Source organism: Arthrobacter sp. zg-Y1143 (assembly GCF_030125565.1).
Lineage (GTDB): Bacteria > Actinomycetota > Actinomycetes > Actinomycetales > Micrococcaceae > Arthrobacter_B.
In genome coordinates, this window is sequence record NZ_JASKLW010000013.1 from 42064 (window position 1) to 56480 (window position 14417).

Here is a 14417-nt window from a genome sequence, read left to right on the forward strand (position 1 = left end):
TCCTTATGAGAACGTACTTAACATGGTAGGCCAGTGAACTGACATTCTCCGGCGAGACCGACCGTCTGCGCAATGGATTCCTGTCCCGACTTCCACCTGTTCCAACCCCGCGGGCCCCGCTTAAATTCCTGTCCGCGCCCGGGTTCCGGCTAATCTGGACTGTTATGGGTTCAGACCACTATTTCTCTTCCACACCGTCCGGACCCGAGGTCCGACGGCCGCTGCGCGTCACGCTCAACGGCTCCGAACGGACGCTCCAGACCGCGGGCGGCATCTTCAGCCCGGACGGCATCGACAAGGGCACCGCAGTACTGCTGGACGAAGTTCCCGCCCCGCCCGCAACCGGTAATCTCCTGGACATCGGCTGCGGTTGGGGCCCGGTGGCCCTCACCCTGGCGCTGAAGTCCCCCGCCGCACAGGTTTACGCCGTGGACGTCAACGAGCGCTCCCTTGCCCTGACCCGCGACAACGCCGCTTCGCTGGGATGCACCAACGTTAGTGCTGCCCGGCCCGAGGACGTGGATCCGGAGCTGCGCTTTGACGCCATCTGGTCCAACCCGCCCATCCGCATCGGCAAGGATGAACTGCACGCCCTGCTGCTGCTCTGGCTGCCACGCTTGGCTCCGGGCGGCACCGCGTGGCTGGTGGTCCAGAAGAACCTCGGATCGGATTCGCTGCAGCGCTGGCTGGCCGAAGAACTGCCCGCCGGCTTTGCGGTGTCCCGCCACAGCACCGCCAAGTCCTTCCGGATCCTGAAGGTGGAACGCGCGCACTCCTAGCCCGGGCCTTCTCCTACAGCAGGATGCCGCGGGCCACCAGCACGGCCGGTCCGCTGAGTTCGACGTGTTCGCGGCCTTCGGGACCGGTCAGGAACCGGACGCCGACGACGCCGCCGGGCACCGTCACGGCCCACGCATCGGGTGCGCCGGCACCGGCCCAGAAACGCGTGGCGACGGCGGCGGCGCAGGCGCCGGTACCGCAGGACAGGGTCTCCCCCACGCCGCGCTCATGCACACGCATGGTCACCAGTCCCACCCCGTCCTCCACGAGCGGCTCGGCCGGGACAACGAACTCGACATTCGTTCCGTTGGAGGGTTCGGGCTGCACCGACGGCGCGGTGGTGAGATTAGTTGCGGCCAGTTCGTCAAGCTCGGCCAGGGCAACCACCGTGTGCGGGTTGCCCATGCTGACCGACAGCCCGGGACGGGGCACTTCCAGGCCCCCGGCGTTCACCACGGTGTCCATGGACTTGGCGGCAGCGTGGTCCGGGTAGATGAACTCCCACGGGCCCATGTCCACCGCATAGCCTCCGGGCGTGCGGGTGACGGTCTTCAGCCCGGCCCGGGTGCCGATAACCAGGCTTTCACCCTCTCCCAGTTCCACCAGGTGCTCTTCAAGCAGGAAATGCACAAAAACCCGCACACCGTTGCCGCACATTTCGGAAACGCTTCCGTCCCCGTTCCGGTAGTCCATGAACCATTCGGCTTCCGGTGCGTTCTGCAGCAGCGCACGGCCTTCGGGGACGTACTCGGAGCGGACGGCGCGGATGAACCCGTCCGCACCTATTCCGCGGTGCCGGTCACATACAGCCGCCACGTCTGCGGCAGCCAGGTCACGGGATCCGTCTGTATCGGCCAGCAGCACAAAGTCATTGCCGGTGCCGTGGCCCTTGGCGAAGGGCAGGCCGGCAACGGCAGCGGGCAGGCCGGAGGCGGGCAGGGACGCGGCAGATGCCGTCGAAGCAGAAGTGTTGGTCACCCTTCAAGGATACTGGGCCGCACGGCGGCACGGACGGCGTCGGCCGCTCGGGCAACCAGGGCGGGATCGTCAAAGCCCAGCCAAGTGATCCGCGGGTCGGCGCGGAACCAGGTCAGCTGGCGGCGGGCGAACTGCCGGGTGGCAACAACGGTGGCCTCCGCGGCCTCACGCACCGAGGACTTCCCGTCCAGGACCGCAAGGAACTGGGCGTAGCCCAGCGCACGCGAGGCGGTACGGCCGGTCCGCAGCCCGGCCGGTTCCAGCCGCCGTACTTCCTCGAGCAGGCCCTGTTCCACCATGGCGTCAACACGGCCGGCCAGGCGCTGGTGCAGCACGGGACGGTCCACCTCCAGGCCGATCTGCACGGCAGGCTGGAAGTACTGGCGGACGGGCATAAAGGAGCTGAACGGCCGTCCCGTCAGTTCGAGGACTTCAAGGGCCCGCACCACGCGGCGGGCATCTGAAATCCGTTCTGCCGAGACCGGGTCCGCGGACCGCAGGCGGGCCATCAGCGCGGGCAGCCCGGCGGTTTCCAGTTCGGCTTCGAGTGCCGCGCGGACAGCGGGGTCGGTGCCGGGAAATTCCAGTACGTCCAGCGCCGCCCGTACGTACAGCCCCGAACCGCCCACGAGGATGGGGAACATGCCCCTGCCCCGGATGTCCTCGACCAGTGCCCTGGCCTGGGTCTGGAACGCCGAGACGCTGGCCTCTTCAGTAACGTCCATGATGTCCAGCAGGTGGTGCGGAACGCCGCGGCGTTCGGCAACCGGGATCTTCGCCGTGCCGATGTCCATGCCGCGGTAGAACTGCATGGAATCCGCGTTGATGACTTCCCCGCCCAGTTCCAGGGCAAGGTTCACGCCGAGGTCCGACTTGCCGGATCCGGTAGGCCCGACGACGGCAATCACCGGACGCTCACGTGCAGGGTTCATGCTGCAGCGCCCTTAGGAACGCGGGGGCAGCGCGGGCATGCCCAGCGAAACACCCGTGCGGGTGCCGGCCGGTGCGGCAGGCACGCCGCAGGATTCAGCCTGCGAACGGTCCCAGGCATCTCCGGCGCGGGACCGGCGCAGCGAATAGTCAGCGGCTGTGGCGGGATCGGAAATCAGGTGGAAGGCGGCGGCAGCGGTGACCGGGACGGTGACGAGGTCGCCCGGCCGCGGTGCGGGGGCGCCGTCGGGCACCGAGAAGTGCACCAGCCGCTGGTCCCGGGAACGCCCGGAGAGCCGGCCGGTCTCTTCAGCCTTCCGGCCCGAACCGGCAGTGACCATGACTTCTACGGTGGTGCCCACCTGCTTGGCGTTCTCCTCGGCGGCAATCCGGTCCTGGAGGGCAGTGAGCCGCTCATAGCGTTCCTGCACCACGGCCTTGGGCAGCTGGCCGGGCAGGTCGGCGGCGGGGGTGCCGGGGCGCTTGGAGTACTGGAAGGTGAAGGCGCTGGCGAAGCGGGCCTTTTCCACGACGTCGAGGGTGGCGGCGAAATCCTCCTCGGTCTCGCCCGGGAATCCGACAATGATGTCCGTGGAGATGGCGGCGTGCGGCATCCGTTCCCTCACCCGGTCCAGGATCCCCAAGAACTTCTTGGAGCGGTAGGAGCGGCGCATGTCCTTGAGGACCTTGTCCGAGCCCGACTGCAGCGGCATGTGCAGCTGCGGCATCACGTTGGGGGTTTCCGCCATGGCGTCAATGACGTCGTCAGTGAAGGCCGCCGGGTGCGGGCTGGTGAAGCGGACCCGTTCCAGGCCCTCGATGTCGCCGCACGCGCGCAGCAGCTTGGCGAAGGCACCGCGGTCGCCGAACTCCACGCCGTAGGAGTTCACGTTCTGGCCCAGCAGCGTGACCTCGATGGCGCCGTCGTCGACCAGTGCTTTGATTTCGGCCAGGATCTCCCCCGGGCGCCGGTCGCGTTCCTTGCCGCGCAGCGACGGGACGATGCAGAAGGTACAGGTGTTGTTGCAGCCGACGGAGATGGACACCCATCCCGAGTACACCGAGTCCCGTTTGGTGGGCAGCGTGGACGGGAACACGTCCAATGACTCCAGGATTTCCAACTCGGCCTTGGCATTGTGCCGCGCGCGTTCAAGCAGCGCGGGCAGGGACCCGATGTTGTGGGTGCCGAAGACGGCGTCCACCCAGGGTGCCTTGCGCAGGATGGTTTCCCGGTCCTTCTGTGCCAGGCAACCGCCCACGGCAATCTGCATCCCCGGGCGGCGTTCCTTGATGGGCGCAAGCAGGCCGAGGTTGCCGTACAGCTTGTTGTCCGCGTTCTCCCGGACCGCGCAGGTATTAAAGACAACGATGTCCGCCTGCTCGCCGTCGGCCTCCACATATCCGGCGTCCTGGAGCAGGCCCGAAATGCGTTCGGAGTCGTGTACGTTCATCTGGCAGCCGAACGTCCGGACCTGATAGGTACGCGGTGTCGCCTCGGAGGCCACGGGGGAAGGCACGGGGGAAGGAGAGGAAACAGTCATGCTCACCCTCCTAGGGTACGTCAGCCGCCGTCCCCCACTAGGCCTAATCCCTCACCGAGGCGCAATTCCGCTGCCGCCCTTAGTACCAGTTCTTGGCTAGTACCAGTTACTGGCTAGTACCAGTTATTGGCGTGGTGGAAATTCAGTGCGTTGCAGGGGCTGCCGTAACGCGATGAGATGTACTGAAGTCCCCAGTCGATCTGCGTGCGGTAGTTCACCGCCCAGTCAGCTCCGGTTGCCGCCATTTTTTCGGCGGGAAGGGACTGTGCAATCCCGTAGGCTCCGCTGCTGGAGTTGGTGGCGCTGGTCAGCCATTCCGATTCTTTGGTCCAAAGCCGGTCCAGGCACGTCAGCTGGGATGCTTCCCACCCCCGGGAGGCGAGCATGGAAGCAGCGTAGGCCTTGGCCGCCGCAGGGTCATCCACAGGCACGGCCGCACGCGCGGCCTCGGCTGCTTCCTCTGCGGCCTTCATGGCCGCGGCCTCATCCGCCGCGCGGGCCGCAGCCTGCTCCGCGGCGGCTTGCTCTGCTGCAGCCTGCTCGTCGGATTCCCGGGCGGGCGGCTGCTCCGCGGGCTGCTGTTCTGCGGGGTGCTGCTCTGCGGGGTGCTGTTCAGCTGTTGAACCCTTGGTTTCCGTGACATTCCCGGTTGTGGCACCGTCCCGGACGGGTTCTTGGGTGGCGAGCAGCGGCACCGCCATATTGACCAGCTGCAGTCCGGCTGCGGCGCGCAGGTCCTCACCTGCGGCAGTGCCGACCGCGGCGCCGGACACACCCAGCATTGCCAGGGAGCCTAGTGCTGCCGAGGCCCCCATTCGCAGCCTTCGGCGGCGGCGCAGGGCGCGTCGGATGCGGGTCTGTTCGCGGCGTGATGAGTCAAGTGAAGTCACAAGCGCAGGACGCTACCGGAGTTTTCTGGGAAAAGTCTCAAAAAGGTAACGACGACGTTGACTCCCCCGACATCGCGTGCAGCCGCAAACCGTTGCCGCCAATTGGGCTAATACCAGTTGACCTCTTCGGAATGCTGCCAGGCGCCGCAGGGTGTGCCGTAGCGCCAGGAGATGTATTCGAGCCCCCAGTTAATCTGGGTCCGGTAGTTTGTCTGCCAGTCGCTGCCGTGGCTGGCCATTTTGCTGCCGGGCAGCGACTGCGGGATTCCGTAGGCGCCGCTGGACGGATTGGCCGCCGAAGTGCGCCAGTTGGACTCCCGGTTCCAGAGGCTGACCAGGCAGCGGAATTCGTTGCCGTCCCAGCCGTAGGCACCCATCATGCCGGCGGCATAGTTCTGGGCCCCGGCCGGATCGTCCACCGGTTGGGCGGGCGGCGGCGGAAGCGGAACGGGTGCCGGGCCAGGCGCCGGCGCAGGTGCGGGAGCAGGTGCCGGCACAGGTGCTATGGGGAGGGTCACGGCCGGAACCCCTGTTTCCGGCGCGCCGGGAGCAACGGGTGAGCCGACCGCAGGCCGCGTCACGGTACCGGCGTTCCGTGCCGCCCGTTCCGCTGCCGCCTGCTGTTCCTGGAAGGCCTGCTCAGCGGCAATTCCGCGCAGCCGTGCGTTTTCCACGTCGGCGGTGGTCCCGTGCAAATCGGCCAGTTGGGCCAGCAAAACGGTTTTCCGGGCTTCCTCCTCCCGGACCGCTTCATCCGCCGCGGTGGCAGAGGCCCCGGCTTCGTCAAGATACCGTTTGGCCTCGGCCAGCAGGTCTGCACGGGCATCTCGGGCCTGCTGTTCCTGATCGGCAAGGCCGGCCGCTACCCGTTCGGATGCCGTCGCTGCCGCATACAGGGTTCCGGCCCGCGAGGAAACGCGGTCCATCAGGTCCGCCCCGTGCAGGGCGTCGGCAGACGCTTCCGTATCCAAGAGCAAAAGTCCCAAGCCGTCCGCTGCGGCACCTCCGGACTTGTACGTCTGCGCGGCCAATGCGGCCACACGCTGCAGCGTTTCATCCGCCTGCGCCTCGGCGGCCTCCCGCTGTGCGGATAGCGAGGCCAGGAGCTTCTCATTTTCTGCCAGGGCATCCCTCGCTGCGTTGTAGCGGCTGGTGGCTTTAACCGCAGCGTCGCCCAGTTGCCCGGCGTCGGTGCGCAGCTCCGTGAGCAGCCCTTCGAGCTTGTCAGCCTCAGAGGCTTTGGCGGCCTCGGAGGACTTGGCCTGCTGGATATCTTCCCAGGACGGGTACGGGTCCGCAGCCGAGACAGGTCCAGCGGTCAGCACGGCGGAGGCCAGGATTCCGGCAAACACCACGGCAAACAGCGGGGAACGCCTTAACTTGGGCCCCACCAAGCTCATCTTTAACATAGTTGGCACAGCATACGACACGGCGCGGCGAATTGACACCGGCCCTTCGAGGGTGTCCGCTTTTAGACGCTGTCGCCTCTGGCCTCGCGTGCCTCGCTGATAATTTCTCCGGCCACGCGGAAACCCAGCGACGGCGAGTAACCCTTGCGGGCCAGCATGCCCACGAGCCGCCGCGTTTGTTTGTCCCTTGCCGTGCGGTCTGCGAGATCCGCGGAGGACTGCAGCTTTTTCCGGGCCAGGGTCCTGGCGGCCTCAAGTTCGTCATCGGCGCTGACCTGTTCGAGGGCATCCTCGGCCAGATCCGGCGCAATCCCCTTTTCGGCTAGTTCTCGGCGCAGTGCACCGCGGGCCAGTGATTTGCCCTGCGACCTGCTCTGGACCCACAACCGGGCGAACTCGGCGTCGTCCACGAGCTGCACTTCCTCGAAACGGTCCAGGACTGCTGCGGCCGCATCCGCCGGAATCTCGCGTTCGGCCAGCTTCGCTTCCAGCTGGTGCCGGCTTTTGGGTGATGCCGTGAGTTGGCGCAGCACAATGGCTTTCGCCTCTGAGTAGGCTTCCTCAGGTGTCAGCTCGGGCGCCGGCCCGGAAACGGAATCCGCCTCCCCCGCGCTGTTCCTCCGGCGCTTCTTTTTCTTGGTGCCGCCTCCGGCGCCTGGTTCTGCCCACGGTTCATCTGCCGGGGCTTCCTCGCCAAAACCGCCTTCTTGGAAGGTATCCCCTGCATCCTTCGGCTTCCGGCGGGAGCGCGCACGGGAGGCCGGAGGCACATCTGCCGGCGTCGTATCCGAAGGCACGGCAGTACCCGCCTGGATGTCGGCGAGCCGCTGCTTCAGTTGTTCGAGCGTTTCTTGGGATGCCATAGCTGTTCCGGTTGAATGAGTCAGTGTTGAATGAGCTGCTGCCTGGATGGTCAAACCCCAAGGGCAGCACCTCCTGAGGAGGCGCTGCCCTTGTTGCCTGAGGGGGTAAGCCCTAGGAGTCCTTGGCTACAGCCTTGAGCTTGGGTGCGGCCGGTTCCTCTGCGGCCGGAACGCCGATGCCCAGCTTTTCGCGGATGCGGCGGTCCAGCTCGTCGGCCAGGTCGGGATTGTCCTTCAGGAAGTTGCGGGCGTTCTCCTTGCCCTGGCCCAGCTGGTCTCCGTCGTAGGTGAACCAGGCACCGGACTTCTTGACCAGCCCGTGCTCCACGCCCATGTCGATCAAGCCGCCTTCGCGGGAGATGCCGACGCCGTACATGATGTCGAATTCCGCCTGCTTGAAGGGCGGTGCCATCTTGTTCTTGACGATCTTGGCGCGGGTGCGGTTGCCAACCGGGTTGGTGCCTTCCTTGAGCGTTTCAATGCGGCGGACGTCGATGCGTACGGACGCGTAGAACTTCAAGGCCTTGCCGCCGGTGGTGGTTTCCGGGCTGCCGAAGAAGACGCCGATCTTTTCACGCAGCTGGTTGATGAAGATGGCGGTGGTGTTGGTGTGGCTGAGCCGGCCGGCGATCTTTCGCAGCGCCTGGCTCATGAGGCGGGCCTGCAGGCCGACGTGGCTGTCTCCCATGTCGCCTTCGATTTCGGCCCGCGGCACCAGTGCGGCAACGGAGTCAATGACGACGACGTCGACGGACCCGGAGCCGATCAGCATGTCCATGATTTCCAGGGCCTGCTCGCCGGTGTCCGGCTGGGACACCAGCAGCGAGTCCGTATCAACGCCGAGCTTGGCGGCGTAGATGGGGTCCAGGGCGTGCTCCGCGTCGATGAATGCGGCGATGCCGCCGTTCTTCTGCGCATTGGCCACAACATGGAGGGCCAGCGTGGTCTTACCGGAAGATTCCGGACCGTAGATTTCCACCACGCGTCCGCGCGGGAGCCCGCCAATGCCCAGGGCAACGTCCAGAGCGACGGAGCTGGTTGAGATGGTCTCTGCGGGGGCGCGCACCTCATCGCCCAGACGCATGATCGATCCCTTGCCATACTGCTTGTCAATCTGGGCCAGCGCTGCCTCAAGTGCTTTTGCGCGGTCGGCTGGAGCAGCCATTCTTCACCTCGTGTTGTGGTTGTGAGTGGCCCGTAGGCCTGTCGTCCATTGCTTAGTAACGACCCTATCCGGCGGCACTGACAAAACGGCTGACCGGACCTTGTTGCTCATTATCTTGTGGATATCCCGGGCCGCGCCTGCTGTGGCCGACCCCTGTGTAGGAGCATATCTTTATCCGAACAAAGATTCGAATATTCACCCCGGCGTGTTCCGTTCCGGCTGTCCGGGCTCCCGGGCGTTCCCGCCGCTACGTTGCCTTCGGTTTGATGTCCCGGCCAAGCCTGCGGTCAGCCGGCACGTCCTGGATCTCGCACACGGCCAGCCATACCGCTTTTGGTTCCACGCCTTTCCGGAGCGCTTCCGCAGCGGTAACCCCGCCCAGCTGGCCGAGGACCAGATCCGCGGCCAAGACCCGGGAATAGGCCGAACCGAACTCGTCATCCATGAGCCGCCAGAAGTCACTGATACGCATCGCTTAATTCTCGCACGCACGCAGCGCCCCGCAGTAACCAACCTAGAATGGAGACATGACCGAGACCACCGGTCCCGCGGACCGGCCCGATGGCGGGGACCCGGACAACGATGCCGCCATTGAGGACCTGGAACAGGAACTGAGTGTCCTGTGGCGCCGCGCGCGCTCCGTCTCCCACCAGATAGCCCGCGAAGTCCACCCCGACATGGAACCGTCGGCCTACGGCCTCATGGTGCTGCTCCACCAGCAGGGTCCCATGCGCCTGACGGACCTGGCCGCGGCGGTGGGGGTGGGTAAGCCCTCGTTGAGCCGTCAGGTTGCGATGCTGCAAAGCCTGGGCCTGGTGGAGAAGCATACGGACCCGGTGGACGGGCGGGCCCAACCCATCAACCTCACCGACGTGGGGGCGGCACAGTTGGAAGGCACGGCAACGGCCCGAAAGGAGCACTTCCGCCGGACATGGACCGGATGGGAGGCCGAAGAGCTGCGCGCCCTGGTTCGGCTGCTGCACAAGCTGAATGCCTCCGTCCGTCCGGCCGGGGACAGTCTTTGAAACCGGGGACAGTCTTTGAACCGGGGACAGTCTTTGAAATCAGCCCCGGACAGAACAAACCCCCGCAGGCACCGCACCTGCGGGGGTCACTAGCTGTTCAGCTGGTAAATCTTGGGGGCAACGCATCCGTCGCCTGAAGCGAAGAGGCGCTGCCGGGGTTCCTAGGATGTGCGGGCCAGGTCCCGGGCCAGGTCTTCGGGAAATTCACGTGCGAATTCCCGCGAAAACTCAGAGGGCACGGTATCTGGAATGGCAACGCCTTCAGCGCTGGCCACCCGGTCACTGACTTCACGGAGCATCAGGGACAGGGGCACATCGAGGGCAGTGCAGATTGAAGACAGGAGTTCCGATGATGCTTCCTTCTGTCCGCGTTCAACCTCGCTGAGGTAGCCGAGGGATACACGGGCACTGTGCGACACCTCGCGCAGGGTACGGCCCTGGCGCTGGCGCACGTCGCGGAGGACATCACCAATCTCGTGACGAAGAACTACCATCTTGCGCTCCTTAGGCTCCCGGTGTGCGTCTTCCGCCAACCCTACATCCCGCCAGCGGATCACGCCGTTCACGGATACGGGTTGTTTAACCATGTGTATCGTCCTGCTCCCTATGAGTACGGGCTGCGGCGAGTTGCCGCAGACTGTTCAAAGATCGTACTTAAAGAACCTTGGCGGTTCCTGATACTAACAACTGATGCCCTGACGGTTTTGTTCCCGCGGCGGATGGGGCGGTTACTGTCCTTCTCCAACGGGACCGGCGGTCTCCAGTTCTGCGGCCAGCATCGCGAGTGCCTCGCGGCAGGCAGCGGCACGGATGGCGGTGCGGTCTCCGGGGAACAGGAACTCCCGGAAGTAAGATCCTCCGGCAGAGGCGATCCCTACGAAGACTGTTCCCACCGGTTTGCCGTCGTGGGCCGCAGGCCCGGCCGCCCCGGTGGTTGATACTGCGACGTCGGCGTCCAGGGCCTTGCGCGCCCCGACCGCCATAAGCTCCGCCACCCTTCCATCCACGGACCCGGCTTCGGCCAGGAGCGCGGCCGGAACCCCGAGGACGGAATGCTTGATCCCATTTTGGTACGCGACCACGCCACCCTGCAAAACTGTGGACGCTCCCGGCACGGATCCAAGCTCCGCGCAGAGCATTCCCGCGGTCAGGGACTCGGCAGTGGCTACGGTTTTGCCGGCCCGGTTCGCGGCGCGCAGGACACGGGCGGCCGAGCTCTCCTCCACAGGGGCGCCCGCCCCGGTCTCCGGGCTCATACGCTCTTTGCGCTGCGGCGCAGGCGGACGGCCTGCAGGACGTAGTCGATGCCTGTCACCACGGTGATCACCAGTGCGGCGGCCATAAAGACGGCGCCGATCCACCAGGCCCAGCTGCCCAGCCAACTGCCCAGCGGCAGCAGGAACACGAAGATGGCGAAGGTCTGTACCACCGTCTTGAGCTTGCCCCCTCGGGAGGCTGCCATCACGCCGTAGCGGATCACCACGAAGCGCATCAGGGTAATACCCAGTTCGCGGACCAGGATCACAATGGTCACCCACCACCACAGTTCGCCCAGCAGCGACAGCATCACCAGTGCGGAACCGATCAGCAGCTTGTCCGCGATCGGATCGGCGATTTTGCCGAAGTCGGTGATCAGGCCGCGGCTGCGGGCTATGTCGCCGTCGAGCTTGTCCGTGTAGATGGCGACGGCGAATGTTGCCACCGCCAGCCATCGGTAGAGCCCGCCGCGGCCGTCGTCGGCAGCGAGGAACCAGATGAAGAGCGGAACCATCAGGATCCGCACCACCGTCAGTGCATTGGCGATATTGAGGGTAGGTACCCTCTCGCTAGGAGAATTGCTCACAGCTTCAGCCTAGCGAACATTCACCGGCCGGTGAGGTTCCATGCGTCCTCGGACTCCGGGTCGTCGGCGCCGTCGTGGTACTCCGCAGCCTGCGGCCGGCCATCCAGGTCGGCGGCAACCAGGTCCACGGGACCGCCGGCGTCGAACCCGTGGTTCACGTTGGCGTTCTCGGCCAGGGCTGCGGCGTCCGCTCCCCCGGACGGGGCAGGCGCTTCGTCGCCGCTGATGGCTGCCAAGGTGGCCGCCAGGTCGTCGGGCTTCACCAGCACATCGCGTGCCTTGGAACCTTCGGAGGGCCCGACGACGCCGCGGGACTCAAGCAGGTCCATCAAGCGTCCTGCCTTGGCGAAGCCCACGCGCAGCTTGCGCTGGAGCATGGAGGTGGAGCCGAACTGGGTGGTCACCACCAGTTCGGTGGCCTGCAGCAGCACGTCGAGGTCGTCTCCGATGTCGTCGTCGATCTGCTTCTTGGGCGCCGTGACCGCAACGTCTTCGCGGTAGACGGCCTGCAGCTGGTTCTTGACGTGCTCCACCACACGGTGGATTTCGGACTCGGTGACCCAGGCGCCCTGTACACGGATGGGCTTGTTGGAGCCCATCGGCAGGAACAGGGCGTCACCCTGGCCCAGCAGCTTTTCAGCGCCGGGCTGGTCCAGGACCACGCGGGAGTCGGTGACCGACGACGTCGCGAAGGCCATGCGGGAGGGCACGTTCGCCTTGATCAGGCCGGTCACCACGTCCACGGAAGGCCGCTGGGTGGCCAGCACCAGGTGGATGCCGGCGGCGCGGGCCAGCTGGGTGATGCGGACAATGGAGTCTTCCACGTCCCGCGGGGCGACCATCATCAGGTCGGCCAGCTCGTCCACGATCACCAGCAGGTACGGGTAGGCGCGGATGACCCGCTTGGATCCGGCCGGGGGCACTACCTTGCCGTTGCGGACGGCCTTGTTGAAGTCGTCAATGTGCTTGAACCCGAAGTTGGCGAGGTCGTCATAGCGGGTGTCCATTTCCCGGACCACCCACTGCAGCGCTTCGGCAGCCTTTTTGGGGTTGGTGATGATGGGGGTGATCAGGTGCGGAACGCCCTCATAGGCGGTCAGTTCCACGCGCTTGGGGTCCACCATGACCATGCGCACCTCATCCGGCGTGGAGCGCATCAGGATGGAGGTGATCATGGAGTTCACGAACGAGGACTTACCGGCGCCGGTGGCACCGGCCACGAGCAGGTGCGGCATCTTGGCCAGGTTGGCCACCACGAACCCGCCCTCAACGTCCTTGCCCACGCCCATCACCATGGGGTGTTCGGTCTTGCGGGCGGAGTTGGAGCGAAGCACGTCGCCCAGGGCCACGACTTCCTTGTCCGCGTTCGGGATTTCGATGCCGATGGCGGACTTGCCGGGAATGGGCGAAAGGATGCGCACGTCGGAGCTGGCCACGGCGTAGGCGATGTTTTTGGAAAGGGCCGTAACCCGTTCCACCTTGGTACCCTCGCCGAGTTCGATCTCGTACCGGGTAACCGTGGGGCCGCGGGAGAAGCCGGTGACCTTGGCGTCCACGTTGAACTGCTCCAGCGTGTGCGTCAGGGCCGCGACGACGGCGTCGTTCGCTTCGGAGCGTTCCTTGGCGGGCGGGCCCGGCGGCAGGAAGTCCGACGGCGGCAGCGTGTAGGTGATGTCGCCGGAAAGCTGCAGCTGCTCGGTCCGCTGCGGGATGGGGGTAGCCGGCGGGGTGTGCGCCACCGGGCGGGACGGGACCGGAGGAACGGCAGCGGCAACCGCGGGAAGGTTCAGCACCTCGGTGGCGCCCGGGACCATGCTGATGGCTTCGGTGGGCGGTTCCGCGCTGTCCATGCCGCGGTCCAGGTCGCCGTCGACCGGCAGGCCCTGGTTGCGGCGGATCTTCTGCGTGGCCAGTTCGGCCTGGGTGGGACGGCGGACGCCCGGCGGGACGACGGGCGCTGCTGCTGCGGCAGCAGCCGCTTCTTCCTCTTCATCGGCCAACAGGGCGCGTTCAAAGGCTTCATCGCCGGCGAAACCGTCCTGCGCAGCGGCTGCGGCCGCCTCGGCTTCCTTCTCCCGGCGGGTCTTGCGCGGCTTTTTGACCTTCTCGGGCTTGGGGTTGCCGTAGAGGTAGCTCTGGTCATGCGCCTCGGGATCATCCGGGGCCAGGTCCTGGCCCATGAGGTGCTCGTACAGGGCGCGCAGGCGTGCGGGAATGTGGCGGAAGGGTGTGGCGGTGATGATCAGGACGCTCACGAACACCAGGAAGGACAGAAGGATGAGCACCGGCCACTTGGTCAACGCGGCGGAGAGCGGGCCGGATACAAGGAAGCCGACAATGCCGCCGGATACCCAGAGCCGTTCGAAGCCGTCCGTCAGGGAGGGCAGGCCGCCGACAATGTGGGTGATGCCCGACCCGGCGAGCAGCATGATCACCAGGCCGATGCTGATCCGGCTGTTGGCGCGGTGGCGTTCCGGGTAGCGGAACAGGCGCACGGCACCGGTGAAGAGCATGAACGGCAGCACCAGCGCCATCCAGCCGAACGTGCCGGCGGCGCCGGCGTGGATGACGTCGGCTACGGGACCGCGCAGGGCCCACCACTCCACCGTGGCGACGGCAAGGCCGAGCAGGGTCAGGAAGAAACCGGTTCCGTCGCGGCGGATTTCGTAGTCCGGGGACACATCGGTGCCGAGCTTGCGCACCCCGCCGCCGGCAATACGGGAAATGCCCATCCAGGCGCTTTCAACGGCGCGCAGCGGCAGGGGCAGCTGTTCCGGCGGGGCCGGGCGTGCTGCAGCGCTCCCCCGGCCTGCTGTTCCGCCGCGCGGGCTGCCTTTGCCTGATGCCTTGCTTGTGCTGCCGCCGGCACTCCGGGCCGTGGTACGGCCGGAAGAACCGCTGCGTGCGGCAGGGGAAGTACGAGTCGCCATACCAGCCACGCTACCCGACGGGACCCCTGATCCCCCGGATTTACGCGGCCGGACCGGCATTTA

14 protein-coding genes are annotated in these 14417 nt (G+C 66.2%); 2 read left to right on the top strand and 12 right to left on the bottom strand.

Annotated features, from left to right (window positions below; translation table 11 throughout):
* Positions 1–164: 164 nt before the first annotated feature.
* Complete coding sequence (locus QNN98_RS14530; RefSeq protein ID WP_283998067.1) at positions 165–779, top strand: class I SAM-dependent methyltransferase; 615 nt, start codon at positions 165–167, stop codon at positions 777–779.
* 13 nt (positions 780–792) lie between these two features.
* Here QNN98_RS14530 and dapF read toward each other — a convergent pair whose 3' ends face one another.
* The 8 genes from dapF to QNN98_RS14570 form a co-directional block, all read right to left on the bottom strand.
* Entirely contained in the window at positions 793–1719 is a 927-nt protein-coding gene (dapF, locus tag QNN98_RS14535; RefSeq protein WP_227927362.1) for a diaminopimelate epimerase, read from the bottom strand.
* 35 nt (positions 1720–1754) lie between these two features.
* Positions 1755–2690, bottom strand: coding sequence for a tRNA (adenosine(37)-N6)-dimethylallyltransferase MiaA (miaA, locus tag QNN98_RS14540; protein WP_283998069.1), 936 nt, complete (start codon positions 2688–2690; stop codon positions 1755–1757).
* A gap of 12 nt (positions 2691–2702) precedes the next feature.
* On the bottom strand, positions 2703–4229 hold the full coding sequence (gene miaB, locus QNN98_RS14545) for a tRNA (N6-isopentenyl adenosine(37)-C2)-methylthiotransferase MiaB (RefSeq protein WP_283998071.1): 1527 nt from the start codon (positions 4227–4229) through the stop codon (positions 2703–2705).
* A 113-nt stretch (positions 4230–4342) separates the two neighbouring features.
* Positions 4343–5119 (bottom strand): aggregation-promoting factor C-terminal-like domain-containing protein, encoded by a 777-nt coding sequence (locus tag QNN98_RS14550; protein WP_283998073.1) that lies wholly within the window; start codon positions 5117–5119, stop codon positions 4343–4345.
* A gap of 107 nt (positions 5120–5226) precedes the next feature.
* Entirely contained in the window at positions 5227–6510 is a 1284-nt protein-coding gene (locus QNN98_RS16485) for an aggregation-promoting factor C-terminal-like domain-containing protein (protein WP_331461482.1), read from the bottom strand.
* A gap of 80 nt (positions 6511–6590) precedes the next feature.
* A complete protein-coding gene (locus QNN98_RS16490) occupies positions 6591–7391 on the bottom strand; it encodes a regulatory protein RecX (RefSeq protein WP_331461481.1) in 801 nt (266 codons plus the stop codon).
* A gap of 112 nt (positions 7392–7503) precedes the next feature.
* Entirely contained in the window at positions 7504–8556 is a 1053-nt protein-coding gene (gene recA, locus QNN98_RS14565) for a recombinase RecA (protein WP_227914019.1), read from the bottom strand.
* Positions 8557–8803: 247 nt separating this feature from the next.
* Positions 8804–9028, bottom strand: coding sequence for a DUF3046 domain-containing protein (locus QNN98_RS14570; protein WP_227914018.1), 225 nt, complete (start codon positions 9026–9028; stop codon positions 8804–8806).
* Between the two features lie 55 nt (positions 9029–9083).
* Between QNN98_RS14570 and QNN98_RS14575 the strand changes: the two genes are divergently transcribed.
* Positions 9084–9581, top strand: coding sequence for a MarR family winged helix-turn-helix transcriptional regulator (locus QNN98_RS14575; protein ID WP_227914017.1), 498 nt, complete (start codon positions 9084–9086; stop codon positions 9579–9581).
* A gap of 161 nt (positions 9582–9742) precedes the next feature.
* Here the strand turns inward: QNN98_RS14575 and QNN98_RS14580 are convergent, their stop codons facing one another.
* The 4 genes from QNN98_RS14580 to QNN98_RS14595 form a co-directional block, all read right to left on the bottom strand.
* Complete coding sequence (locus tag QNN98_RS14580; RefSeq protein ID WP_269437448.1) at positions 9743–10168, bottom strand: helix-turn-helix domain-containing protein; 426 nt, start codon at positions 10166–10168, stop codon at positions 9743–9745.
* Between the two features lie 141 nt (positions 10169–10309).
* Positions 10310–10837: a CinA family protein gene (locus QNN98_RS14585; protein ID WP_283998076.1), complete on the bottom strand. Its 528-nt coding sequence runs from the start codon at positions 10835–10837 to the stop codon at positions 10310–10312.
* Complete coding sequence (pgsA, locus tag QNN98_RS14590) at positions 10834–11424, bottom strand: CDP-diacylglycerol--glycerol-3-phosphate 3-phosphatidyltransferase (RefSeq protein ID WP_227914015.1); 591 nt, start codon at positions 11422–11424, stop codon at positions 10834–10836. The genes QNN98_RS14585 and pgsA overlap by 4 nt, the downstream gene beginning before the upstream one ends.
* A gap of 20 nt (positions 11425–11444) precedes the next feature.
* On the bottom strand, positions 11445–14354 hold the full coding sequence (locus QNN98_RS14595; protein WP_283998079.1) for an FtsK/SpoIIIE family DNA translocase: 2910 nt from the start codon (positions 14352–14354) through the stop codon (positions 11445–11447).
* Positions 14355–14417 lie beyond the last annotated feature (63 nt).